The 23,144-nt window shown below is 70.8% G+C and carries 22 protein-coding genes; 17 read left to right on the top strand and 5 right to left on the bottom strand.

What is annotated here, in order from left to right; translation table 11 throughout:
* Positions 1-14: 14 nt before the first annotated feature.
* A complete protein-coding gene (locus tag KGQ19_RS11835) occupies positions 15-401 on the bottom strand; it encodes a GntR family transcriptional regulator (protein WP_212009144.1) in 387 nt (128 codons plus the stop codon).
* A gap of 193 nt (positions 402-594) precedes the next feature.
* Here KGQ19_RS11835 and KGQ19_RS11830 point away from each other — a divergent pair, with 193 nt between their 5' ends.
* From KGQ19_RS11830 to KGQ19_RS49500, 3 genes are all read left to right on the top strand, one after another.
* Complete coding sequence (locus KGQ19_RS11830; RefSeq protein WP_212009143.1) at positions 595-1,380, top strand: SDR family oxidoreductase; 786 nt, start codon at positions 595-597, stop codon at positions 1,378-1,380.
* A gap of 77 nt (positions 1,381-1,457) precedes the next feature.
* Positions 1,458-2,417, top strand: coding sequence for a hypothetical protein (locus KGQ19_RS11825; protein WP_212009142.1), 960 nt, complete (start codon positions 1,458-1,460; stop codon positions 2,415-2,417).
* Positions 2,410-4,467 (top strand): LCP family protein, encoded by a 2,058-nt coding sequence (locus tag KGQ19_RS49500; protein WP_212009141.1) that lies wholly within the window; start codon positions 2,410-2,412, stop codon positions 4,465-4,467. Before KGQ19_RS11825 ends, KGQ19_RS49500 begins: the two co-directional genes overlap by 8 nt.
* Positions 4,468-4,567: 100 nt before the next feature.
* Here KGQ19_RS49500 and KGQ19_RS11815 read toward each other — a convergent pair whose 3' ends face one another.
* On the bottom strand, positions 4,568-5,458 hold the full coding sequence (locus KGQ19_RS11815; protein WP_212009140.1) for a TIGR03619 family F420-dependent LLM class oxidoreductase: 891 nt from the start codon (positions 5,456-5,458) through the stop codon (positions 4,568-4,570).
* Positions 5,459-5,546: 88 nt separating this feature from the next.
* Between KGQ19_RS11815 and KGQ19_RS11810 the strand changes: the two genes are divergently transcribed.
* From KGQ19_RS11810 to KGQ19_RS11785, 6 genes are all read left to right on the top strand, one after another.
* Positions 5,547-6,299: a glucose 1-dehydrogenase gene (locus KGQ19_RS11810; RefSeq protein WP_212009139.1), complete on the top strand. Its 753-nt coding sequence runs from the start codon at positions 5,547-5,549 to the stop codon at positions 6,297-6,299.
* A 25-nt stretch (positions 6,300-6,324) separates the two neighbouring features.
* Positions 6,325-7,452, top strand: a complete 1,128-nt coding sequence (locus KGQ19_RS11805) for an LLM class flavin-dependent oxidoreductase (RefSeq protein ID WP_212009138.1) — start codon at positions 6,325-6,327, stop codon at positions 7,450-7,452.
* A gap of 56 nt (positions 7,453-7,508) precedes the next feature.
* Positions 7,509-8,345, top strand: coding sequence for an LLM class F420-dependent oxidoreductase (locus tag KGQ19_RS11800; protein WP_212009137.1), 837 nt, complete (start codon positions 7,509-7,511; stop codon positions 8,343-8,345).
* A gap of 29 nt (positions 8,346-8,374) precedes the next feature.
* Complete coding sequence (locus KGQ19_RS11795) at positions 8,375-10,954, top strand: bifunctional FO biosynthesis protein CofGH (RefSeq protein WP_212009136.1); 2,580 nt, start codon at positions 8,375-8,377, stop codon at positions 10,952-10,954.
* A 95-nt stretch (positions 10,955-11,049) separates the two neighbouring features.
* The gene (locus KGQ19_RS11790; protein WP_212009135.1) at positions 11,050-11,388 is read left to right on the top strand and encodes a YciI family protein; all 339 of its coding nucleotides are present in this window, start codon (positions 11,050-11,052) and stop codon (positions 11,386-11,388) included.
* 270 nt (positions 11,389-11,658) lie between these two features.
* The gene (locus KGQ19_RS11785) at positions 11,659-12,873 is read left to right on the top strand and encodes an RNA polymerase sigma factor (protein WP_368862094.1); all 1,215 of its coding nucleotides are present in this window, start codon (positions 11,659-11,661) and stop codon (positions 12,871-12,873) included.
* Here KGQ19_RS11785 and KGQ19_RS11780 read toward each other — a convergent pair.
* Complete coding sequence (locus KGQ19_RS11780) at positions 12,849-13,469, bottom strand: hypothetical protein (protein ID WP_212009134.1); 621 nt, start codon at positions 13,467-13,469, stop codon at positions 12,849-12,851. The genes KGQ19_RS11785 and KGQ19_RS11780 overlap by 25 nt on opposite strands.
* 101 nt (positions 13,470-13,570) lie before the next feature.
* Here KGQ19_RS11780 and KGQ19_RS11775 point away from each other — a divergent pair, with 101 nt between their 5' ends.
* Both KGQ19_RS11775 and KGQ19_RS11770 read left to right on the top strand, forming a co-directional pair.
* Entirely contained in the window at positions 13,571-14,092 is a 522-nt protein-coding gene (locus KGQ19_RS11775; protein ID WP_230418510.1) for an RNA polymerase sigma factor, read from the top strand.
* Complete coding sequence (locus tag KGQ19_RS11770) at positions 14,089-14,874, top strand: hypothetical protein (RefSeq protein WP_212009133.1); 786 nt, start codon at positions 14,089-14,091, stop codon at positions 14,872-14,874. The genes KGQ19_RS11775 and KGQ19_RS11770 overlap by 4 nt, the downstream gene beginning before the upstream one ends.
* 9 nt (positions 14,875-14,883) lie before the next feature.
* Here KGQ19_RS11770 and KGQ19_RS11765 read toward each other — a convergent pair whose 3' ends face one another.
* Positions 14,884-16,422, bottom strand: a complete 1,539-nt coding sequence (locus KGQ19_RS11765) for a FadD3 family acyl-CoA ligase (protein WP_212009132.1) — start codon at positions 16,420-16,422, stop codon at positions 14,884-14,886.
* 97 nt (positions 16,423-16,519) lie between these two features.
* Between KGQ19_RS11765 and KGQ19_RS11760 the strand changes: the two genes are divergently transcribed.
* The 3 genes from KGQ19_RS11760 to KGQ19_RS11750 are packed head-to-tail and all read left to right on the top strand — an operon-like array spanning position 16,520 to position 18,918.
* Positions 16,520-17,677: a lipid-transfer protein gene (locus KGQ19_RS11760; protein WP_212009131.1), complete on the top strand. Its 1,158-nt coding sequence runs from the start codon at positions 16,520-16,522 to the stop codon at positions 17,675-17,677.
* A gap of 16 nt (positions 17,678-17,693) precedes the next feature.
* Complete coding sequence (locus tag KGQ19_RS11755) at positions 17,694-18,116, top strand: Zn-ribbon domain-containing OB-fold protein (protein ID WP_212009130.1); 423 nt, start codon at positions 17,694-17,696, stop codon at positions 18,114-18,116.
* Positions 18,109-18,918: an enoyl-CoA hydratase/isomerase family protein gene (locus KGQ19_RS11750; protein WP_212009129.1), complete on the top strand. Its 810-nt coding sequence runs from the start codon at positions 18,109-18,111 to the stop codon at positions 18,916-18,918. The genes KGQ19_RS11755 and KGQ19_RS11750 overlap by 8 nt, the downstream gene beginning before the upstream one ends.
* A gap of 375 nt (positions 18,919-19,293) precedes the next feature.
* On the opposite strand, the gene KGQ19_RS11745 is transcribed toward KGQ19_RS11750, so the two are convergent.
* Complete coding sequence (locus tag KGQ19_RS11745) at positions 19,294-19,878, bottom strand: hypothetical protein (protein ID WP_212009128.1); 585 nt, start codon at positions 19,876-19,878, stop codon at positions 19,294-19,296.
* Between the two features lie 120 nt (positions 19,879-19,998).
* Here KGQ19_RS11745 and KGQ19_RS11740 point away from each other — a divergent pair, with 120 nt between their 5' ends.
* The 3 genes from KGQ19_RS11740 (at position 19,999) to KGQ19_RS11730 (ending at position 23,139) form a co-directional block, all read left to right on the top strand.
* Positions 19,999-20,769 carry an SDR family oxidoreductase gene (locus KGQ19_RS11740; protein ID WP_212009127.1) on the top strand — a complete coding sequence of 257 codons (771 nt, stop codon included), beginning with the start codon at positions 19,999-20,001 and terminating at the stop codon, positions 20,767-20,769.
* Positions 20,770-20,851: 82 nt separating this feature from the next.
* The gene (locus KGQ19_RS11735; protein WP_194898835.1) at positions 20,852-21,505 is read left to right on the top strand and encodes a TetR family transcriptional regulator; all 654 of its coding nucleotides are present in this window, start codon (positions 20,852-20,854) and stop codon (positions 21,503-21,505) included.
* A gap of 125 nt (positions 21,506-21,630) precedes the next feature.
* Positions 21,631-23,139, top strand: a complete 1,509-nt coding sequence (locus KGQ19_RS11730) for a class I adenylate-forming enzyme family protein (protein WP_212009126.1) — start codon at positions 21,631-21,633, stop codon at positions 23,137-23,139.
* Positions 23,140-23,144: the final 5 nt, after the last annotated feature.

Genomic DNA, 23,144 nt, shown 5'->3' with positions numbered 1-23,144 from the left:
GCCTTCCGTCCAAATCAGTGTTCTGTGAACTCGCCCAGCAGGGCCTGACACCGCGCCAGCACCTCCGGCGGCGCCATCCCCTTCGCGAAGCCCTCGGCGAGCAGCGTCCGCGCCCGCCGCTCCCAGTCGCCGACCTCCTGCGCCGAAGCGGGTCCGGCCCCCGGCCCCCGCGCCACCACCGCGCCGGTCCGGCGCCCCAACCGCACCAATCCCTCACGCCGTAACAGGTCGTACGCCTTGTTCACGGTGTGCATGTTGATCTCGAGATCGGCGGCCAACTGCCGCGTCGTCGGCAGCGAATCCCCCGGTACCAGCACGCCGGCCGCCACCGCCAGCACGATCTGATCGCGCAGTTGCTGGTAGATCGGGACGTCGCCGTCGGGTTCCACGGTGAGGAGCAAAGGTCTGCCTCCTTCTGGCTATTGATATAGAACAGCTAGAACAATCACGCGTCAAGGGGTGCGGCGAGGAGCTGTCAGGACTGCCGCGCCGACCCTGGCCATCTCACCCCGCCCCGCCTAATCTGACGCACCATCAGGCTCCGCGCGCCACCCGGGCCGCCAGTGCCGCCACCGCCTACGAAAGGCTCCGCTCATGTTGCTCGAAGGCAAGACGGTGATCGTGTCAGGGGTCGGCGAAGGCCTCGGCCGGGAGGTCGCGCAGGCCGCGTACGGCCAGGGCGCGAACGTGGTGCTGGGGGCGCGGACCGAGGCGAACCTGGTCAAGGCGGCCGCCGACTTCGACGCCGCGCGGGTCGCCTACGCGCCGACCGACATCACCTCCGAGGACGCCTGCCGGCGGTTGGTCGACCTCGCGGTCGAACGCTTCGGCGCGCTGGACGGGTTGGTCAACGTCGCGGCGATGGACCAGGTCTTCGGGGGCGTCAGCGACGCCGACTTCGCCGACTGGCGCGCCGTCTACGAGGTCAACGTCGTCGGCACCCTGCAGCTCAGCAAGGCCGCGATCCCGCATCTGGCGCGGGAGTCCGGGGTGGCCACGGGCATCGTCCACATCCTGTCGCAGTCGATGTGGGTGCCGGCGACGGAGGTCATGCAGGCCGCCTACGCCGCCTCCAAGGGCGCGCTCCTGTCCGCGACCTATGGCATGGCCAAGGAGCTGGGGCCGCGGCGGATCCGGGTGAACGCCGTCGTGCCGTCGTGGATGTGGGGGCCGATGGTGCAGGGGTATGTGGCGTGGACTGCTTCGTCACAAAGCATTCCGGAGGAGCAGGTGATCTCCTCACTCACCGCTCGCACGGCGTTGCCGGAGATCGCCAGCGACGGTGACGTTGCGAATGCGGCCGTTTACATGGTGTCGCCCTATGCCGGTGGAATCACTGGTCAGTCACTCGCGGTCAACGCCGGCGACTACTTGCGGTGATGGGAGATCCCCCCTTGTAGCGCGGTTGTGACGAAAGCGGGATGGCCCGGTTGAACGGCTGAGTGAGGATCGCCGTCATGTCCTCATCAGCACGCACGTCGCCGGCGCGGCGTCCGGGCCCGGACGGCTACGGCCGCCAGGACCGTGGGTCATCGATGCCGCCCGGGTCGGGGCGGTCTGCGCCGCCGCCGAACGCGGGCTATGGCCGTGGGCCGGGCCCGTCTGGGCGCGATGGTTCGTACCCCGAGCGGGGCGTTTCGGACGGCGAGCGCGGTGACTACGGCGTTCCGGGTGTCGAGCGCGGCGGCTATGGGGATCCGGGTGCAGACCGTGGTGACTATGCCGACCGTGATGACTACGCCGACCGTGATGACCGTGGCGTTCCGGGTGCCGGCCGCGTTGACCGTGCCGGCCGCATTGACCGTGCCGGACGTGCCGACCGCGGTGCCTCGGGCACCGACCGCCGTCGCGCCGCGTCTCGGTCCGGATCCGGCACCGCCGCCGGCGGTGGCGGCGACCGACTGCTGGCCGGGGCGCCGAACTGGCTACCGGCCGCGGCCGTGCTGGGCGGGCCGATTCTGGCCGTCATCCTGGGCAAGCTGTTGGGCAACTACTACGGCCCGGGATTCGCGGTACCCACCGTCCTGTGCGCCGCCTTGGCCGTCGCGGCGGCGACCCCGAACGGCCGCTGGTGGGTGATGAGCGCGCTGCCCCCGGTGGCCTGGCTGGTCGCGGCGGTGGCCGAGTTGGCCTGGCACGACCCGGGTTATGTGAGCACCAAGCAGAAGCTGGTCGGCCTGGTGCACGCGACGACCCACGTCTTCCCGGTGATCCTGGTCGCGCTGGTGGTTATGGGGCTGGTTATAGGGGGCGCAGTCGTGCGTGCCCGACAGAGCGGTAGCGGTGGTGGCCGGCAGAGCAGCAGTGGCCGGCAGAGCAGCGGGCGGCAGGACAGCGGCAGACGGAACGGTACGCGACAGAGCAGCGGGCGACAGAGCGGCGGGCGACAGAGCGGGGGAGGCACGCGTCGTGTCTGATTGGTATCCGGAGGACGGTGACTACCGCGGGGATGGCGGCCGCCGTGGCGGCGGCGGTGAGCGTTGGCGCGGTGGCGATGACTACCGTGGCGGTGGCGGAGGCCGCCGTGAGGAACCCGAGCAGCCGTGGCGGGCGGCCCAGGCCCAGCGCCGGCCCGAACCGCCGCAGCAGCAGCGGGACAACGGCGGCTGGCAGCAACAGCCGCCGCGCGCACGTCCGGACGACCCGACCCACCACGGCGGCCCCGGCGACTGGCACGCCGCCGAGCAGACGAGCGTCATGGGCCAGCAGGCCCCGGACGGCTATGGCGACGCCGCCGACGAGTACGACTACGACGACGATCACCTGGAGTCCGGCCGCCGGGGTGGCGCGGGCGGCGGCGGTCGGCGCGGAGGCGGGCGCGGTGCTGTCGATCCGGGCCCCGGCAAGGCCCGCAAGCGCGGGGTGCTGGCCGGCCGGATCACCGCCGCCACCATGAGTGCGATCGTGGTCCTGGCGACCGGCTTCGTCTGGTACGCGCACAAGTCGCTCACCGACGGCCTGCACACCTCGGACTCGATCAGTCAGATCAAGCCCGGCCAGGACGGCTATGTGGCCCCGCACGCCGGCACGGACGTCAACCTGTTGCTGATCGGTCTGGACTCGCGCAAGGACATGAACGGCAACGACCTGCCGACGTCCCTGGTCGAGGACGAACTGCACGCCGGGTCCTCCGATATCGGCGGCTACAACACCAACGTGCTGATCCTGATGCACATCCCGGCCAACGGCGGCCAGGTCACCGCGTACTCGATCCCGCGGGACAGCGACGTCGAGCGGCCCGGTGGCCCGGCGGCCATCCCAGGCGTGGGCACCGTGCAGGTGCCGGACATGGGCATGGGCAAGATCAAGGAAGCCTACGGCGACGCCAAGGCCTTCGCCGACCAGAAGATCAACGCCAGCGGCAAGAAGCCGGACAAGGCCACCGAGGAGTCCGAGAGCCGCGAGGTCGGCCGCGAGGCCACGATCCGGGCCGTGCAGAAGCTGACCGGCGTGCGCGTCGACCACCTCGCCGAGGTCAACCTGGTCGGCTTCTACGACATCGTCAAGCAGATCGGCAGCATCCAGGTCTGCCTCAAGGCCCCGGCCTACGACCCGATCGAGGACGGCGCGGGTACCGGGATCAACCTGCCGGCCGGCGTGTCCACCATCGACGCGGCCACCGCGCTGCAGTTCGTGCGCCAGCGCTTCCACCTGCCCAACGGCGACCTGGACCGCACCCACCGCCAGCAGGCGTTCCTGACCTCGGTGATGCAGGCGCTGAAGAAGAAGGGCGTGCTCAGCGATGTCGGGTCCATGCAGGGCCTGTTCAACGTGGTGAAGAACGACATCGTGATCGACAACCAATGGGACGTGCTGGACTTCGCCTCCCAGGCCTCCAACCTGACCGGCGGCAACGCCCAGTTCATAACCCTGCCGACCACCGGGACCGTCACGGTCAACGGCGAGGAGGCGTTGACGGTCGACCCGAACGCGATCAAGAACCAGGTCACCTCCGCGTTCAACAACGACGCCGCGGTGGCGCCGCCGCCGACCACGGCTTCCAGCTCGACGCCGCCGCCGTCGGCCCCGTCCACGACCCCGGTGCCCCCGGCGACCATCACCGTCCTGAACGGCACCACCACCACCAGCCTGGCGCTGAAGGCCGGCGGTGCCCTGTTCGACGACGGCATCCCGGTCAGCAAGACCGGCAACGGCGGCAACGGCGTCCAGCACACGACCATCCGCTACGGCGCCGGCGAGGAGGCCCTGGCCAAGCAGATCCAGGCCAAGCTCGGCACCAAGCTGGCACCGGAGTCCAGCAGCTCGCTGCCGAAGGGGAGCATCACAGTCACCCTCGGGTACGACTACAAGCTGCCGCCGGCGAAGAGCACGGCGCCGCCTTCGGGACAGCCCAGTGGCGGTGCGACCAGCGTGCCCACGGACGGCTCCTCCGACTCCTCCGGATTGAGCTCCGGCGGAGCGGTGAGCGCCGCGGGATCGCAGGACGGGATCCCTTGCGTGTACTGAGGGACTGAGTCACTGAATTGGTGAGTGCGCCACGGGCGCCAGAGGCTTCGGCTTCTGGCGCCCGTGGCGTTTCGGCGCAGACGTGCTCCAGCTCGCGGCGCTAGTTCTTCACATAGCGCTCGGCATACCGGGCCACCGCCTCGACCATCTCGTCCAGTGACGGTCCCGGGGCCGTCATGGCCTTGATGTTCGACATCCACGGTGCGCCCAGCAAGTCTGTGACGCCCCACTCCTCCAGCTGCGCACATAGCTCTGGCGTTGGTTCCGCCAGTACCGCGAGCATCGCCCGGAACGGCCGGTCCACGGTGCCGGCCTCCTCGCGGGCCGCGCGGATCCGGTCCATGATCGACCGGGTTTCGTCGACCGTGTGGTAGATCCCGATCCAGCCGTCGTTGCGGGCTGCGCGGCGGAGCGCTATGTCGGAGACGCCGCCGACGTAGACCGGGATCGGGGCGTTCGGCGTCGGGGTGATCGAGCAGGCCGGGAGGGTGTAGTTCGGGCCCGCCACCTCGACTACGTCCCCGGTCCACAGTTGGCGCAGGGCCAGCAGCATCTCGTCGAGGCGGGCTCCGCGTTTGGGCCAGGCTTGGCCGGTGGCGGTGAATTCGTCTCGGCTCCAGCCTGGGCCGACGCCGAGTGCGATCCGGTGGTGGCCGGTTGGTGTGCCCTGTGAGATGTAGGCGGCGGTCGCTACTTGGTTGGCGACCGTCAGCAGGTCGCGGGCCGGGGCCACGTAGATGTTGGTGGTGAAGTGCAGGCGGGTCGTTACCGCTGCCATTGCCGCGATCGCCACCCAGGGCTCGGGCCAGTGGGTGTCTTTCGTCCAGTAGCGGGATCCGTCTGGCGTATAGGGGTAGGGGGAGGACAGTTCGACCGGATGGAACAGGTGGTCCGGGATGGCGATCCCTTCGAACCCGTGCTCTTCCGCGGCCCGCGCGAGGCCGGTGAAGTGTGCGGTGTCGCAGAACGCCGGTGAGAGCCAGAACTTCATGGGCCGTCTCCCCTTCACTTTTCGCCTGGGAGGAATCAATCTGACACCTAGTCAGATGTCAAGCGCGAGTGAGGACAGGGGACGGCCGATGGGAAAGTTGGACGGGCGGGTGGTGCTGGTCACCGGCGCGGCGCGGGGTCAGGGTGCCGAGGAGGCGCGGCTGTTCGCCGAGGAGGGGGCGCGGGTGGTGCTCGCCGATGTGCTGGAGGAGGCTGGGCAGGCGGTGGCCAAGGAGATCGGCGACGCGGCGCGGTTCGTCCGGCTCGACGTCACCGACCAGGCGCAGTGGACCGCCGCCGCGGACTTCGCCACGGCCGAGTTCGGCAAGCTCGACGGCCTGATCAACAACGCCGGCATCCTGCGCTTCAACAAGATCGAGAAGACCTCGCTCGAGGAGTACATGCAGGTGGTGACCGTGAACCAGGTCGGCGTCTTCCTGGGGCTGCACGTGTGCCTGCCCCGGATCCGGGCGGCCGGCGGCGGGACGGTGGTGAACACCGCGAGCGTCGACGGCTTCGCGGGGATGGCATATCTGGGGTCTTATGTGTCCACCAAGTTCGCTGTCAGGGGATTGACGAGGGTCGCGGCTCTGGAGGCCGGGCCGACTGTGCGGGTGAACTGCATCTGCCCCGGCGGCGTCCACACCCCGATGGTCACCGAGTTCATGCCCGAGGACGCCGACCCCGACATCGGCTACTCCGGCATTCCGCTCAAGCGCGTCGGTACCCCGCTCGAGATCGCGAAAGCCGCGCTGTTCCTGACCTCCGACGACTCGTCCTACTGCACCGGCGCCGACTTCGTCCTCGACGGCGGGGCGCTGGCCGGCATCCACTTCGGCTAGGCATCCACTTCGGCTAGGAGACTCCATGGAGTTCGGCATCTTCGTCCAGGGCCACGTACCGCTCTCGAAGCTGGCCGCCGACCCCGATTTCGAGCACACCTCGCTCATGAACGACATCGAGATCGCCAAGGCCGCCGACCGGGCCGGCTTCAAGTACCTGTGGGCTTCCGAGCACCACTTCCTCGACGAGTACTCGCACCTGGCCAGCAACGACGTCTTCCTGGGCTATCTGGCCGCCGCGACCGAGCGGATCCACCTGGGCTCGGGCATCTTCAACCCGCTGCCGCAGGCCAACCACCCGGTGAAGGTGGCCGAGAAGGTCGCGACCCTGGACCACTTGACCGGCGGCCGGTTCGAGTTCGGGACCGGCCGCGGCGCCGGTTCGCGGGAGATCCTGGGCCTGGGTCTGCCGGACACCGCGATCACCAAGGAGATCTGGGCCGAGGTGGTGCGCGAGATCCCCAAGATGTGGTTGCAGGACTCGTATTCGCACGAGGGCAAGTGGTTCTCGATGCCGGAGCGCAACGTGCTGCCCAAGCCGTGGAAGAAGCCGCATCCGGCGATGTGGTACGCGGCCGGGAACCCGCCGTCGTACGAGATGGCCGCGCGGATGGGCCTGGGCGTGCTGGGCTTCTCGGTGGGTTCGGCCGCCGACGCCGAGGCCGCCGTCGCGGCGTACAAGAAGGCGGTGCCCTCGGCCGAGCCGGTCGGGGCATATGTCAATGACAACGTCATGGTCACGTCCTCGGCGGTGTGCCTGGCCGACGGCAAGCGGGCCCGGCAGGCCGCCGCGGCGATGGGGATGGGACGGCTCCAGTCCCTGGTGTTCCGCTACCACGACACGTTCCCGCGCCCGGACTGGGTCCCGGAGTGGCCCGGGGTGCTGCCCGAGCCGACCGTCGAGGAGGTCGAGTGGCGGCTGCACAACGGCTACCTGATCTGCGGCGACCCCGACGAGGTGCTGGCCCAGATCAAGCGCTACGAGGCAACGGGAATCGACCAGCTGGTGTTCGGCCTGCCGATCCAGCTCTCCCTGGCCGACACGCTGGAGACGATCGAGCTGATCGGCCGGTACGTGATTCCCAAGCTGGACAAGGATCCGGTGCACCGGACCACGCGGTTCCGCAGCGCCGCGGCGGCGCTGGGTAAGTAAGTACATAGACAACCCATCGGGTATCGAGACAGCACCCGCTCGCAGAAGGAGTCATCTTGCGCATCGGCGTCACGGTCTTCCTGACCGACCAGACCATCGGTCCGGCCGAGCTCGGGCGCGCGCTCGCCGAGCGCGGGTTCCAGTCGTACTACGCCCCCGAACACACCCACATCCCGGTCAGCCGGGCCACTCCGGCGCCGTTGGGGGAGCCGCTACCGGAGTACTACTCGCGGATGCTCGACCCCTTCGTCGTGCTGGCCACGGTCGCGGCCGCCGCCCCGGGCATCCGGGTCGGCACCGGCATCTGCCTGGCCGCCCAGCACAACCCGCTGCTGCTGGCCAAGACCGCCGCGACGCTGGACCTGGTCAGCGGCGGCAACTTCGACCTCGGCGTGGGCTTCGGCTGGAACAAGGAGGAGATGGCCGACCACGGTGTGGATTTCGGCACCCGCCGGGAGCACGTCCGCGAGACCGTCCTGGCGATGCGGGAGCTGTGGGGCAAGGAGGTCGCCTCCTACCACGGGGAACACGTGGCCTTCGACCCGTCGTGGTCCTGGCCGAAGCCGGCGGCCGGGCGCGTTCCGGTGCTGATCGGCGGCGCGGCCGGGCCGAAGCTGTTCGGGGCGGTGCTGGACTACGCGGACGGCTGGATGCCGATCGGCGGCCGCGGGCTGACGCAGGCGCTGCCGGTGCTGCGGGCGGCGGCGCAGGAGGCCGGCCGGGATCCGGACACGCTGCGGGTGGTGCCGTTCGGCACCGAGCCGACGCCGGGGAAGATGGAGCACTACCGGTCGCTGGGCATCGAGGAGATTGTGTTCAACGTCCCATCGGCGCCCGCGGAGCAGATCTTGCCCGTGCTGGACGACTACGCTCGTTACGTCGAGCGGGAATAGACCCGGTTCACTGCCGCGTAGGAACTGGAATGACGATGCATCCCACCGCCAATGCCATGCGCCGTGCCCTGCACCGGGCGGGTGAGGGAGTCGCGCTCAGTACCGAGGAGGCGGCGGTTCTGCTCGCTGCGCGGGGAGCCGATCTGGACGCGCTGTGCGCTGTCGCCTCGCGCTTACGTGACCAGGGGTTGGAGGCCGCCGGCCGGCCCGGGGTGGTGACCTACTCCCGGAAGGTCTTCATCCCCCTTACCCGATTGTGTCGGGATCGGTGTCATTACTGCACTTTCGTGACGGTTCCCGGGCGCCTGGACTCGCTCTACCTCTCGCCCGACGAGGTTCTGGACATCGCGGCCAAGGGCGCGGCGTTGGGCTGTAAGGAGGCCCTCTTCACGCTCGGCGACCGGCCGGAAGACCGATGGCCGCAGGCGAAGGAGTGGCTGGACGCGCACGGGTACGACTCGACGCTGGACTACGTCCGGGCGATGTCGATCCGGGTGCTGGAGGAGACCGGACTGCTGCCGCACCTGAACCCCGGTGTGCTCTCCTGGTCCGACTTCCAGCGGATGAAGCCGGTGGCCCCGTCGATGGGCATGATGCTGGAGACCACGGCGACGCGGTTGTGGTCCGAGCCGGGCGGTCCGCACTACGGATCTCCCGACAAGGAGCCCGCGGTGCGGTTGCGGGTGCTGGAAGACGCCGGACGTTCCTCGGTCCCGTTCACCACCGGGATCCTCATCGGCATCGGGGAGACGCTGGAGGAGCGGGCTGACTCGATCTTCGCGATGCGGAAGGTGGCCCGGACCTACCGGGGCATCCAGGAGATCATCATCCAGAACTTCCGGGCCAAGCCGGCCACCGCGATGATGCACACCCCGGACGCGGACCTGGAGGAGCTGGCGGCGACGATCGCCACGGCGCGGGTCGTCCTCGGGCCGTCGGTGCGGATCCAGGCGCCGCCGAACCTGGTGGACGCGCAGTACGGGTTGATGCTGCGGGCCGGGATCGACGACTGGGGCGGGGTCTCGCCGCTCACGGCCGACCACGTCAATCCGGAACGGCCCTGGCCGGCCATCGACGAGCTGGCCGCTCAGTCGGCCGGCGCGGGCTTCGACCTGAAGGAACGGCTGACGATCTACCCCGAGTACGTGCTGCGCGGGGAGCCGTGGCTGGACCCGCGGATCATGCCGCATGTCCGGGCTCTGGCCGATCCCGAGACCGGGATGGCCGTCGAGGGCCGGATCCCCACCGGTATCCGGTGGCAGGAGCCTGATGGCGGCTGGGATACCTCTTCGGGACGTACCGACCTGCACGCGTCGATCGACACCGACGGCCGGACCGAGGATCGCCGCTCGGACTTCTCGGAGGTGTACGGGGACTGGGATGAGCTGCGGGAGCACGCGTCCCGGACCTCGGTGGACCACAGCGCCGGCGCTCCGGAGCGGATCGACGCGGCGTTGAAGACGGCGCTGGCCGCCGCCGAGCGCGATCCGGGCAACCTGTCCGACGACGACGCGCTGGCCCTGATCCACGCCGACGGTCCCGCCCTGGACGCGCTGACCGCGCTGGCCGACGGGCTGCGGCGCGATGCCGTCGGCGACGAGGTGACGTACATCGTCAACCGGAACATCAACTTCACCAACGTCTGCTACACCGGGTGCCGGTTCTGCGCCTTCGCGCAGCGGCGTACCGATGCCGACGCCTACACGCTGTCGGTGTCCGAGGTCGGCGACCGCGCCGAGGCCGCGTGGCAGGTCGGGGCCACGGAGATCTGCATGCAGGGCGGGATCCACCCGGATCTGCCCGGCACCGCGTACTTCGACCTGGCGGCCGAGATCAAGCGGCGCGCGCCCGGGCTGCACCTGCACTCCTACTCCCCGATGGAGATCATCAACGGCGTCTCCCGGACCGGGATGTCCATCCGCGACTTCCTGACCGCGGCCAAGGAGGCCGGCGTCGACTCGCTGCCCGGTACCGCCGCCGAGATCCTCGACGACGACGTCCGCTGGGTGCTGACCAAGGGCAAGCTGCCCGCCGCGCAGTGGATCGAGGTGATCACCACGGCGCACCAGGTGGGGATCCCGACCACGTCCACGATGATGTACGGGCACGTCGACAACCCCGCGCACTGGGTCGCGCACCTGCGGGTGCTGGCCCGGATCCAGGACGAGACCGGCGGCTTCACCGAGTTCGTGCCGCTGCCGTTCATCCACTCCAACGCGCCGGTCTACCTGGCCGGCCTCGCGCGGCCCGGACCCACGCTGCGGGACAACCGCGCGGTGCACGCCATGGCGCGGGTCATGCTGCACGGGCGGATCAACAACATCCAGACCTCGTGGGTCAAGCTCGGCGTGGAGGGCTCGCGCGCGATGCTCACCGGCGGCGTCAACGACCTCGGCGGCACGCTGATGGAGGAGACCATCTCGCGCATGGCCGGCTCCGAGTACGGCTCGGCGAAGGGCATCAGCGAACTCGAGGAGATCTGCGCCCCCCTCGGCCGCCCCACCCGCCAGCGCACCACCCTGTACGGCCAGGTACCGGCCGAGCGCATCGAGGCGGCGCGCGCCGCCGACTCGCGCGGTCTGCTGCGCACGATGCTGCCGCTGGCGTAAGAATCTCCGGAAGGGCTGTCGATTCCGGGCCCGCGCCGTTCGTCGGTTCGGTGTGGGCCCGCCCGGGGCCCGCCCAACGGAGAAAGGCGACAGCGATGTCCAAGTACCTGGTCTTGATCTACGAGGACGAAGCCTCCTACGCCACCGCGGACGCCGAGACGCTCAACGGAGTCCTGGCCGACCACATGGCCTTCATCGCCGACAACAAGGACGCGGTCCTCAGCGGCGAGCCCCTGATGCCCACCACCACCGCCACCAGCATCCGCGAAGGCGTGGTCACCGACGGCGCCTTCGCCGAGACCAAGGAGGCCCTGGGCGGCTACTACCTCATCGAGGCGCCCGACATCGACGCCGCCCTGGCCGTCGCCAAGCAGGTGCCGGCCCGCTTCGGCGGTGTCGAGGTGCGGCCGGTCATGGTCTTCGAGCAGCCCTGACATGGCTGCCCTGACGTGAGTACCACCGCGGGCGAGCCCCAGGACGTGCCGGCGGCCCCGGCGGCCGGCGGGGCGGTCGGGGCTGCCGCGGCGTCCCGGGGCTCGCTTGCGGGGCTGGGCGGTGATCAGAGGGCGATCGCCGCGGCTTCTGCGGTCTTGCCTGCCGACTCGCCCCGCGAAGACGCCGCCGCCACCGATCCGCGTGCGGCTGCCACCGACTCGCCTGGCGAAGACGCTGCCGCCACCGACCCGCGCGCCGTCGCCCAAGCCGTGGCCGAAGCCCATCGCCGCGAGTGGGCCCTCGTCCTCGCCGCGACAGCGCGCGTGGCCGGCGACCTCGACCTCGCCGAGGAGTGCGTCCAGGACGCCTATGCCAAGGCCCTCACCGCCTGGGCCGAGTGCGGCATCCCCCGGCGCCCCGCCGCGTGGCTCACCACCGCTGCCCGCAACCGCGCGCTGGACGTCCTGCGCCGCGACGTCGCGCTGCGCAAGCGCCTCCCGCTCCTGCTCGATGAGCTGCCCGATCCCGTCGCGGAGATCCCTGACGAGCGCCTGCGCCTGATCTTCACCTGCTGCCATCCCGCGCTCGCCCTCGAAGCGCAGGTGGCGCTGACGCTGCGCCTGCTCTGCGGCCTCACCACCGGCGAGGTGGCGCGCGCGTTCCTCGTCAGCGAGGCGACCATGGCCGCGCGGATCACCCGCGCCAAGAAGAAGATCGCCGCTGCGCGGATTCCGTACCGGGTGCCGGACACCGAGGAGTTGCCCGAGCGGATAGAAGCCGTGCTGGCCGTCGTCGATCTGGTCTTCACCACCGGGCATACCGCGCCCGCCGGGCCTGAGCTGGTGCGGACCGATCTCGTGGACCGGGCTCGGGACCTGGCGCGGATGCTCAGGGTGCTGCTGCCCGGTGATGCCGGGGTCGCGGGGCTGCTCGCCTTCATCCTGCTCACCGATGCCCGGCGGGCCGCTCGCGTCGATGCGCAGGGCCGCCTCGTCCTGCTGGAGGATCAGGACCGTGCGTTGTGGGACCGGGACGCGATCGCCGAGGGCCGGCGGTTGGTGCGCGAAGCCCTCCGGCGGAGGCCGCCGACCCGGTACGCGCTCATGGCCGCGATTGCCGCGGTGCATGCCGACGCCGCGACCTGGGAGGCGACCGACTGGCCGGAGATCGTCGGCCTCTACGACCTCCTGCTGCGGTATCGGCCCTCGCCGGTCGCCGCGCTCAACCGGGCCGTGGCCATCGGTTTCGCCGAAGGCGACGGCTACGGCCCGGAGCGCGGTCTGGAAGCCCTCGACGGGCTGGCCCTGGAACCCCGCCTCGCCGGCTACGCCTACCTTGCCGTGGCCCGCGCCGACATGCTCCGCCGCCTGGGCCGCCGCGCGGCGGCCCGCGCCGCCTACGAGGAAGCGCTCCTGTTCACCGACAACGACGTGGAGGGCGACTTCCTGCGGAGCCGGCTTCAGAAGTTGGACGGGAACTCGTAGGGCTGGAACGGCACGTCCCGCCCGACGTTCAGCTGCACCTCGGTGTGCTCCTTGAGCGCCACGTCCCGCGGGTCCCCGTCGTACTCCTTGCCGTCCACCCACACCGTCACGTCCCCGTCCGCCGGTCCGACCGCGTGCCGGGTCAGCGGCTGGCCCCACAGGTCGAAGAACTCGCCGAGGGTGAAGTCGTGCGGCGTCGGGGCCTCGGCGTGGATGACGCCGGACTCGTCGTGGGTGTGCAGCCAGTAGAAGCCCTCGGCCGCGGTGATCACCGGGTCCGGGCGGGTGGGATCCAGGACGATCGGGCGGGTCACGCCGACGCCGGCCGGGACCCAGTGCTCCGTGCCGTCCACATACAGCGTCAGGTGCGAGTGCACGTGGTAGCCGCCGGCGACCATCGGTCCGGCGGGGATGCCGTCGATCGGTTTGCCGTCCAGGACCGCCGCGGTGGCCAGCACCGGCGGGTCGTCGACGATCGGGTTGTCGGCGGCGGCAGCCGGGGCGCCGCACAGGCCGGTGAACAGCGCCAGCGCGGACAGCGCGGCCAGGGTGCCGAGCGCGCCGAGCCGGCGGCGCGGAGAGCGGGGGTGCCTCATAAGATCAGGATCATTCCAAGTTGTGCCCGATATGCCGTGTATCAGAGTATTCGTACTCACTGCCCCGCCGAGGTAAACGCATCGTCACTCGAAAGCGTGAAATGACCGTGGACCGAGGATCCGAAGACTTCGAAGCCTTCTACGAACGCCACCGCGACCCCTGTTTCCGGGCGGTCTTGGCCACCGTCTCCGACCGGCACCTGGCCGAGGAGCTGACGGCCGAGGCCTTCGCCCGGGCCTGGGGGCACTGGCGCAAGGTGCGTGGGCACCCGGCGCCGGCGGCGTGGGTGGTGCGTACCGCGCTGAACACACACGTCTCCTGGTGGCGAAGGCGCCGCCGGGAGGTGCCGTGGGACGCCGCGGCCGTGGGCGCCGGGCAGCGCGAACCGGCCGACGACGATGCGACAGTCGTCGACCTCGCGCTGCGCGCGGCCCTGCGCAAACTGCCGGCCCGGCAGCGCGAAGTGGTGGTGCTGCGGGTCTTCCTCGACCTGGACACCCGGAGCACTGCCGCCGCCCTCGGCGTCGCGCCCGGCACCGTCCAGTCCCACCTCCACCGCGCGATCAAAGCGCTGCGGGCGGAGCTCGAAGAGACCAACGAGCGGGAGGAAATCACGCGATGAGCACAGACGATATGGACACTCTGGCCCCAGGCGACGAGGAACTGCTCAACGGCCTGCACCGGTCGGTGGCCGGGGCGACGCTGGCCACCAGCGCCGCCGACGTGGTGGCGCTGGGCCGCCGCACCCGCAACCGGAACCGCGCTGTGGCGGCCGGGATCGGGACGAGCGCGGCGGCGCTCGTCGCGGCGATCGGGGTGCTGGCGCCGTCGGCGGGGACTGGGACTGGGCCTGGGAACGCGACCGTGCCGAACGCGGCGCCGCAGAAGGCTGTCATCCCCGGCACGGAAAAGGCCGCCACCACGCCCGCCACCACCCCTGGTACCGAAAAGGCCGCGACCACGCCCGGCGCCGCCCAGACCCTGAGCATCCAGGAGGCCGGGTTCTCCATGGACGAGAAGGCGGACGGCACGGTCCACCTGACCGTCAATCAGATCGTCGACCCGGCCCTGCTTCAGTCCGTGCTGACGAAGGCCGGAGTCCCCGCGGCCATCCTGGTCCAGCAGGTCCCGCGGGGGTGGGACATGAGCAAGGGCATCGAGTGCACGCCGGACCCCGGGGTGGTCGACGCCGGATCGACCGGCGGGGCGGCCCTCAAGATCCGTCCGGCCCACGGCTACGACTTCGTGATCGACAAGGCAGCCATCCCGGCCGGGGACTACATGACGATGATGCAGTTCCAGGACCACGGCCAGCAGATGGGGACCCAATTCGGGCTGAAGATCGGTCGGCAGACGACATGCGTGCCCAGGTACTCGGACTCCAACGGAATCGTCAACGACTGACCCTCCGCCTCACCGCAGTTCGCGCTTGAGCACCTTGCCCAGCGAACTGCGCGGGAACGCCTCGACCAACTCAACGTGCCGCGGCACTTTGTAGTTGGCGAGGCGTTCCGTCGCGTACGCGATCAGCGCCTCCGGTTCGACCCGCTGCCCCGGTACCGTGATCACGAACGCCTTCCCGACCTCCCCGAGCCGCTGGTCCGGCACGCCGACCACGGCCGCCTCCCGCACCCCGGGGAACGTCAGCAGCACCTGCTCGATCTCGGCCGGATAGGCGTTGAAGCCGCCGCAGATGAACATGTCCTTGATCCGGTCGGTGATCCGCAGGTTCCCGGCCTCGTCGAGCTCCCCGACGTCCCCGGTGCGCAGCCAGCCGTCAGGGTCGATCGCCTCGGCGGTGCCCGCCTCGTCCTCGAAGTAGCCCCGCATCACGTTGTAGCCGCGCACCAGGATCTCCCCGGTGTCCTCGGCGGTCCGCACCTCGACCCCGTCGATCGCGCGGCCCGAGGTGCGCGCCACGACTTCGGGGGCGTCGCCGTCGCGGCACATCGTCACCACGCCGGTGGCCTCGGTGAGGCCGTAGGCGGTGATCACCGTCGACAGGCCCAGGGTGTCGCGCATCCGCTCGATCAACTCCACCGGGATCACGGCCGCGCCGGTGGCCGCCGCTCGCAGCGAACTGAGATCGTGCTTCGGCAGGTCCGGATGCGCCAGCATCATCTGGTACACCGCCGGCGCCGCCGGGAACACCGTGATCCGCTCCCGCTCGATCGTCGCGAACAGCGCCTCGGCGTCGAATGAGGGCAGCGGGACCATCGTGGCCCCGCGCATCAGGCAGGCCAGGATCCCGGCCTTGTAGCCGAAGGTGTGTGAGAACGGGTTCGCGATCAGGTAGCGGTCTCCGGCGCGCAGGCCGACGATCTCCGACCACTGATCAAATGCGCGGGTCGTCTGCCCGTGCGTGGCCGGCACGCCCTTCGGCGCGCCGGTCGTGCCGGAGGTGAAGAACAGATCACTCGGCGAATCAGGGGTCAGCGACGCCGCCGCCTGGTCGAACACCGTCGCCGGGATCTTCATCCCCGGCGCCCGGAACTGCCGGCGCGACACCACCGGCGGCAGCCCGCCGTCGGTGAAGGCGGTCATGGTCTCCAGGTCCGGCAGCTCCTCGCGGATCTCCTTGAGCCGCCCCACATAATCGATGCCCAGGAACTCGCCGGACACCGCGACCAGCTTCGTCCGCGACTTGCGCAGGATGTAGCCGGCCTCGGCCGCTTTCAGCCGGGTGTTCAACGGCACCAGGACGGCGCCGACCGACACCGCGCCGAGCGCCGTGACGATCCACTCCGCCGAGTTCGGGGCCCAGATCGCCACCCGGTCGCCGGGCTCCACGCCCCAGGCGATCATCGCCCGGCCCGTCTGCCGCACCCGGGACGCGAGGTCGGCGAACGTCAGCCGTTGTTCGCCGTCGACCACCGCCTCGCGGTCGCCGTGGTCGGCGGCGGCGCGCGCCACCAGGTCCGGGATCGTCGTCTCGCCATGCTGCACCGTCATCTTCGCCGGACCTCTCGCCCTGGGGGAAGTTGGCTCTGGCACCGCGCCGGGGCCCATGATAGGGAGATATCTGACGCCGCGTCAGATGGGAAGGTGCATGAATCCCACTCCTTTGAAGGACCGGGCCGCGATCGTCGGCATCGGCCAGACCGAGTTCGCCAAACACCTTGAGCCGTCGGAGAAAGCGCTCGCCTGTCGGGCGATAGCCATGGCGCTGGACGACGCCGGGATCGCCGCCCACGAGGTGGACGCGTTCGCCGCCTACACCATGGAGGCCACCGACGAGGTCGAGATCGCCAAGGCGGTCGGGGCCGGGGACGTCACCTTCTTCTCCCGGGTCGGCTTCGGCGGCGGCGGGTCGTGCGCCACCGTCGGCCACCTGGCGATGGCGATCGCCACCGGGCAGGCGGACGTGGGGGTCGCCTGGCGCTCCCGCAAGCGCGGCAGCGGGCCGCGGCCGTGGACCGACACCGTGAACCAGCTGGCCACCCCGGCGCAGTGGACCCGGCCCTTCGGCCTGCTGCGGCCGGTCGACGAGATCGCCGTCCTGACCCGCCGCTACATGCACGAGTACGGCATGACCCGCGAGCAGCTCGGCGCGGTGGCGCTCGCCTGCCGCAACCGGGCCAACGCCAATCCGGCGGCGATCATGTACGACCGGCCGCTGACCCTGGACGACTATCTCAGTGCCCGGATGATCTCCGATCCGTTGTGCCTGTTCGACAACTGCCTGGAGACCGACGGGGCGCTGGCGGTCGTCATGGTCTCGGCCGAGCGCGCCGTGGACTGCCGCCGGGAGCCGGTCTACGTCCACGCCTTCGGCCAGGGCCTGCCGGCCCAGCACCACGGCATGGTCAACTACTGGAACGACGACCCGCTGGCCGGGCCGTCGTGGACCGCGGCCAGGCAGCTGTGGAAACACGCCGACTTCGGCCCCGCCGATGTGGACGTGGCGCAGATCTACGACGCCTTCACCCCGCTGATTCCGTTGTCCCTGGAGGGTTACGGCTTCTGCGCCAAGGGCGAGGGCGGCGCCTTCGCCGACGACGGCGGGCTGGAACTCGGCGGCCGGCTGCCGGTCAACACCTCCGGCGGCGGCCTGTCCGAGGCCTACGTGCACGGCTTCAACCTGATCACCGAAGGCGTGCGGCAGCTGCGGGGCACCTCCGCCAACCAGGTCGCCGGGGCCTCGACATGCCTGGTCACCGCGGGCGAGGCTGTACCGACGTCGGCCGTCCTGCTCCGTCGCGACTGAAGAAGTGGGGTCCACGATGCTCAAACCGCTCGTCGACGACGACGGCGCGCCGTACTTCGAGTACGCCGCCAAGGGCGAACTGCGCATGCAGACCTGCGCGAACTGCGGGGAGGTGCTGTTCCCGCCCCGGCCGATGTGCCCCAGATGCCAGGGCATCGAGTTCGCATGGAAGCTGATGTCCGGCCGCGGGCACGTGTGGTCGTTCGCGGTCCCGCATCCGCCGCTGCTGCCGGATTACGCGGCGCTGGCCCCGTATCCGGTGGTCGTGGTGGAGCTGGAGGAGGACCGGCGGCTGCGGGTGGTCGGGAACCTTGTCGCGGCTGAGGAAGCCGACATCAACTCGGTCGATCCGGCGACGATCGAGATCGGGCAGCCGGTGCGCGCGGTGTTCCGGGAGATCGAAGGGTTTTTCGTAGCCGCCTGGATCCCCGATGCCTGATTCCAAGTCAGACGTTGACCTTGAGTTCAGTACCCTCCTGTACGAGGAGCGGGACGGCGTCGCCTGGGTGACGCTGAACCGCCCGGAGCGGCACAACGCCTTCGACCTGACGATGGCTGAGGAATTCCACAGGCTGTGGACAACGCTTCGGCACCGCGATTCCGTGCGCTGTGTCGTGCTGACCGGCAGCGGGGACAAGGCGTTCTGCACCGGTATCGACCGGGACGCGCAGGTGCCGCAGCCCTCGTCGCCGTTCATGGTGGACGACCCCGGCGTCGCGCTCGGCCCGAAGACCGCCGACCTGTGGAAGCCGGTCATCGCCGCGGTCAACGGGATGGCCTGCGGCGGCGCGTTCTACCTGCTCGGCGAGTGCGAGTTCCTGATCGCGGCCGAGCACGCGACCTTCTTCGACCCGCACGTCAGCTACGGCATGGTGATGGCCTACGAAGCCGTGCACCTCGCGCAGCGCATGCCGCACGGCGAACTGGCCCGGTTGGCCCTGCTCGGCACGGCCGAACGGATGACGGCGCGCCGCGCGTACGAGATCGGTTTCGTCAGCGAGGTCGTCCCGGACAACGCGGCGTTGCTGACCGCGGCCGAACACGCCGCACGGACGATCGCCGAATGCCAACCCTCGGCGATCGAGGGCACGGTGCGGGCGATCTGGGCGGCGCGTGAGCTGGCGAAGGGCCAGGCGCTGGGCCTGGCCCCCCATCTGGTGCAGCTGGGCAACATCAGCGCCGAGCGGCAGGCGGAACTGTTCGCGGCCCGGCCCAAGGGCGGTGGCTGGCGGGCCCGCTGAGGACCGGGCCAGCCTTTCGCCGCTGGGGCGAAACGCTGGCCGGGCCGAAGCGCCGACTCGTAATCTGCTTTCCGCAGTCAAGGGCGTGGGTGGCCGCGGGATCGGCACCCACATCCCGGCTGACGATCCCCCCGGGTCAGCCGGGATCGCGGCTGGAGCCGTGTCGGGCTCCAGCCGCTTCTGCGCGTTCTGAGCCGCCCACCGGCGCGTCGCACTGTTCCGCACAGAGCGCAAACCATGGTCAACTTCGCCCGCGGGCGCTACGTTTCTACGCGCCGCGCCCGAGACAGCGGGCCCGCCCCGAACGGCGATGGCGGCCGGGTCATCCCGCCGACCCGGCCGCCATCGCCGTGGGGTGGAGCACCGGTCCAGGCGTCAAGCCGGGAGCCGGATGGAGTCGGCCGGCGAGGATCCCGGCGCCGTGGCCGCCGTGGCCGTCGTGGCCGCCGGGGGCGCGCCGGGCGTCGCCATCGGCGGGGGAACGGCCATCGGCAGCACCGTCGCCATCGGGACCGCCACCGGCAGGTTCAGCGGGGTCGCGGTGCGCGGCGGCCGCAGGCTCCGGTGCGGTTCCCCGGCCGGCCCGTTTCCGGCGGCGGCCCCGTTCGCACCGCCGCCCGGCCCGCCCGGTCCCGGCAGTCCGCACCCGGGGGCTGTCTCGCCGGCCGCCGGCTGCGCCTGTCCGTAGATCCGCGGCTGGTGCTGTGCCGCCCGGCTCAGCGCCGCGGCCAGCCGTCGGGCCGCCGTCGGGTTGATGCGGCCCACCGTCACCATCGGCCGGCCGTACACGTTCACGTCACCCCGCAGGCGCGGGATCTCTCCGGCCAGCCCCAGGGCGGCCAGTGCCGAGCGCAAGAGTTCCGTGGCCTCGATGGCCTCGGCCCACGCCAGGCCTAAGAAGGGTTCGTCGTCCCCGCCATCGGCGGGGTCGAGCTGCGGTACTGCGGCGGATTCGCCCATCGTCGTCATCTCCTCCGGACTGTGCAAGAGTCGACAACCCCATTCGGTTACGGTCAATCGACCACACGGGTGAATCCCTAACTCTTCCCACTAAAACCCGCCTCTGATACACACGGTGGTGTGACGTCGTTCACCGGAAGGGTCGCCGTCGTCACCGGCGGGACCAAGGGCATCGGGCAGGCGGTCGCGGCGCGGTTCGAGGCCGCCGGGGCGACCGTGGTCACCCTGGCGCGCACGGAGCCGGCGCGGGCCGTGGGCCGCTTCATCGCCGCCGATCTGGCCGACCGCGGCGCGGTCCAGGCCGCGTTCGAGGCGATCGCGGACGAGTTCGGGCGGGTCGACGTGCTCGTCAACAACGCCGGGGGCGCGCGGCCGGGCCAGGCGCTGGACTATCCCGAGGCCGCGGCCCGCGCCGCGTTCGATCTCAACGTGCTGGGAGTCCTCTACGCCGCGCAGTGCATGTACCCCCTGACACCCGAGCACGGCGGCGCGTCCATCGTGAACATCGGCTCGGTGGCCGGCACCCGGCCCAGCCCCGGAACGGCCGTCTACGGCGCCGCCAAGGCCGCTCTGGCCTCGCTCACCAAGAGCCTGGCCCTGGAGTGGGCACCGCGGGTCCGGGTGAACTGCGTCGTCCCGGGGCCGGTGCTGACCGAATCGCTGACCGCGTACTACGGCGGACCGGAAGCCGCGGCGCTGGTCGGCCAGGGCCTGCCGATGGGCCGGATGGCCCAGCCCGCCGACGTCGCGGGCGCCTGCCTCTATCTGGCCTCGGACGACGCCGGCCAGGTTTCCGGCGCGGAACTGCTGGTGCACGGCGGGGGCGAGGCGCCCCGCTTCAACCGGGGGTCCGGCGCGCCGGGCCCCGATCCCACCACCGCCGGGAAGTGACGAGCATGATACCGAATCCCGATCATGGACGATCACCCAGGTCCGCACCGGGTAAGGGGTTCCGACCGCATAAACTGACGGCATGACAGCTCAGCAAGTGCGCACCGTCGACGGGCGGATCGCGGGCAAGCGCGGCCAGGCCACCCGGGCCCGGCTGCTGGAGTGCCTCGGCGAGATGCTCGTCTCCCAGCCGTACCGCTCGATCACCGTGATCGACGTGGCCCGGCTGGCCGGCACCTCCCCGGCCACGTTCTACCAGTACTTCCCGGACATCGAGTCGGCGATCATCGAGATCGCCAACGACATGGCCAAGGACGGCGCGCATCTCAAGGAACTCGCCGACGGCCGCACCTGGTCCGGCCGGGCCGGTATGCAGGCCGCCGAGGCACTGGTCGACGGCTTCCTGGAGTTCTGGACGGAGCACGAGGCGATCCTGCGCGTGGTGGACCTGGCCACCGCCGAGGGCGACAAGCGCTTCCACAAGATCCGCATGAAGATCCTGAACAACGTCACCATCTCGCTGGCCGACACCATCAGCGAACTGCAGGCCGCGGGCAAGGCCGACGCGGTGATGCCGCCGACCGCGACGGCCGGCGCTCTGGTGGCGATGCTCGCCTCGATCTCCGCCCACCAGCGGGTCTTCGAGGCCTGGAGCATCAAGCTGGCCGAGCTGCGCGCGGCGATGATCGGCTTGGTGTACATGGGGATCACGCAGAAGAAGCCCGTCGCGGCGTGACGGTGGCGTAGCCGGGGATTCGGCGCCGTGTCGGGTCGGCGTCGCGTACCTCTGGATTAGCTCCCGGAAGACGGGGAAACTCTGACCCCAAGTCAGATCGGTACCCATCCCTGGCGGGAGCTCCGATGACCTTCCTCTCCTTCGCCGTCCGAAAAGCCGCCCGAGACCACGGTCCGGCCACCGCCCTGGTGGCCGCCCGCGGTCCGCTTTCCCTGTCCTTCCAGCAGCTCAACGCGGCCTCGGAAGCCCTCGCGGCGCGTCTGGCGGCGCGCGGGATCGGTCAGGGCCAGGTCGCCGCGTTGCTCCTGCCGGCCTGTCTGGACTACGTGGTCGCCTACTGCGCGCTGGCGAAGATCGGCGCCGTCACCGCCGGAGTCGGCGCGCACTACTCCCCGGCCGAGCGGCAGGCGATGCTCGCGCATCTGCGCCCGGACCTGGTCATCGGGACCGAGGAACTGCTCACCGGACGCCTGCCGGACGCGCAGATCATCCCGGTCCGGCAGGCCGAGGACCGGCGCGAGTTCGCCGCCGGGCTCCCGATGCTGGGCCGGGAGCGGTCCCGCGCGGTGCCCAGGGCCCGCTCGCACGACGAACCCGAGACCATCGTCTTCACCTCCGGCACCTCGGGCCTGCCCAAAGGCGCGCTGTTCGGCGCGAAGCAGATCGCCGCGATATCCGAGACGGACAACCGCGCGCAGGCCGCGCCGATGCCGCTGCTGGTGGCCACCGGCCTGAACCACGTCGGCTTCATGACCAAGCTCGCCGGGCACCTGCTGGCCGGCAACCGGCTGCACATCCTGCCGCGCTGGCGGGCCCGGGAGGCGCTGGACCTGATCTGCGACGAGGGGGTGCCGGTGATCGGCGGGGTCGCGGCCCAGGTCGCCCTGCTGCTCCGGGTCCCCGGGCTCGGCGGCTACCGGACCGATGACATCAAGGCCCTGATCATCGGCGGCGGTCCGTCGCCGGCCGATCTGGTCCGGCGGGCGCGCGAGGCGTTCGGCGCGGCCTACTCGATCCGGTACTCCTCCACGGAATCCGGCGGCCTCGGTACCTTGACCGCCTTCGACGCCTCCGACGAAGAACTGTTCAGTACCGTCGGCCGTCCCCGCGCCGGCACCGAGATCTCGTTGCGGGACGAGACGGGGAAGGAGATCCCGGCCGGCGAGACCGGCGAGGTCTGGATCCGCTCGGCCTCGGTGATGTCCGGGTACTGGCACGATCCGGCCGCCACCCGCGCGGCGCTCACCCCGGACGGCTGGCTGCGCACCGGCGATCTGGGCCTGCTCGATGACATCGACTGCCTCCGGCTGGCCGGACGCCGCGACGACATGTTCATCCGCGGCGGCTACAACGTCCATCCCCAGGAAGTGGAAGCCGTCCTGCAGGAGCACGCCGCGGTCGGCGAAGTGGCGGTGGTCCCGCGCTCGGACGCGGTGATGGGCCAGGTCGGGGTGGCGTTCGTGGTGCCGTGCGACCCGGACGCGCCGCCGACCGTGGAGCAGTTGCGCCTGTTCGCCGGCTCCCGGCTGGCCAAGCACAAGCTCCCCGAGGAGGTGCGGGTGGTGCCGAGCCTGCCGCTGACCGCCGGAGGGAAGGTGGATCGTTCGGCATTGCGAAAGCGGGTGGGCTCATGACGAAC

This window comes from Catenulispora pinistramenti, assembly GCF_018274385.1.
GTDB classification, from domain to species: Bacteria; Actinomycetota; Actinomycetes; order Streptomycetales; family Catenulisporaceae; genus Catenulispora; species Catenulispora pinistramenti.
Note: the sequence above shows the minus strand (reverse complement) of the source record. Positions and strands in the feature narration are given on the sequence as shown.

What these genes read in the sequence shown, in the direction of transcription:
- KGQ19_RS11730 (WP_212009126.1), top strand. Translation starts at nt 21,631, where the DNA reads ATGACCTTCCTCTCCTTCGCCGTCCGAAAAGCCGCCCGAGACCACGGT.
- KGQ19_RS11780 (WP_212009134.1), bottom strand. Translation starts at nt 13,469, where the DNA reads ATGAGGCACCCCCGCTCTCCGCGCCGCCGGCTCGGCGCGCTCGGCACC.
- KGQ19_RS11810 (WP_212009139.1), top strand. Translation starts at nt 5,547, where the DNA reads ATGGGAAAGTTGGACGGGCGGGTGGTGCTGGTCACCGGCGCGGCGCGG.
- KGQ19_RS11830 (WP_212009143.1), top strand. Translation starts at nt 595, where the DNA reads ATGTTGCTCGAAGGCAAGACGGTGATCGTGTCAGGGGTCGGCGAAGGC.
- KGQ19_RS11825 (WP_212009142.1), top strand. Translation starts at nt 1,458, where the DNA reads ATGTCCTCATCAGCACGCACGTCGCCGGCGCGGCGTCCGGGCCCGGAC.
- KGQ19_RS11755 (WP_212009130.1), top strand. Translation starts at nt 17,694, where the DNA reads ATGCTCAAACCGCTCGTCGACGACGACGGCGCGCCGTACTTCGAGTAC.
- KGQ19_RS11775 (WP_230418510.1), top strand. Translation starts at nt 13,571, where the DNA reads ATGACCGTGGACCGAGGATCCGAAGACTTCGAAGCCTTCTACGAACGC.
- KGQ19_RS11735 (WP_194898835.1), top strand. Translation starts at nt 20,852, where the DNA reads ATGACAGCTCAGCAAGTGCGCACCGTCGACGGGCGGATCGCGGGCAAG.
- KGQ19_RS11770 (WP_212009133.1), top strand. Translation starts at nt 14,089, where the DNA reads ATGAGCACAGACGATATGGACACTCTGGCCCCAGGCGACGAGGAACTG.
- KGQ19_RS11760 (WP_212009131.1), top strand. Translation starts at nt 16,520, where the DNA reads ATGAATCCCACTCCTTTGAAGGACCGGGCCGCGATCGTCGGCATCGGC.
- KGQ19_RS11765 (WP_212009132.1), bottom strand. Translation starts at nt 16,422, where the DNA reads ATGACGGTGCAGCATGGCGAGACGACGATCCCGGACCTGGTGGCGCGC.
- KGQ19_RS11750 (WP_212009129.1), top strand. Translation starts at nt 18,109, where the DNA reads ATGCCTGATTCCAAGTCAGACGTTGACCTTGAGTTCAGTACCCTCCTG.
- KGQ19_RS11790 (WP_212009135.1), top strand. Translation starts at nt 11,050, where the DNA reads ATGTCCAAGTACCTGGTCTTGATCTACGAGGACGAAGCCTCCTACGCC.
- KGQ19_RS11745 (WP_212009128.1), bottom strand. Translation starts at nt 19,878, where the DNA reads ATGGGCGAATCCGCCGCAGTACCGCAGCTCGACCCCGCCGATGGCGGG.
- KGQ19_RS11805 (WP_212009138.1), top strand. Translation starts at nt 6,325, where the DNA reads ATGGAGTTCGGCATCTTCGTCCAGGGCCACGTACCGCTCTCGAAGCTG.
- KGQ19_RS11795 (WP_212009136.1), top strand. Translation starts at nt 8,375, where the DNA reads ATGACGATGCATCCCACCGCCAATGCCATGCGCCGTGCCCTGCACCGG.
- KGQ19_RS11815 (WP_212009140.1), bottom strand. Translation starts at nt 5,458, where the DNA reads ATGAAGTTCTGGCTCTCACCGGCGTTCTGCGACACCGCACACTTCACC.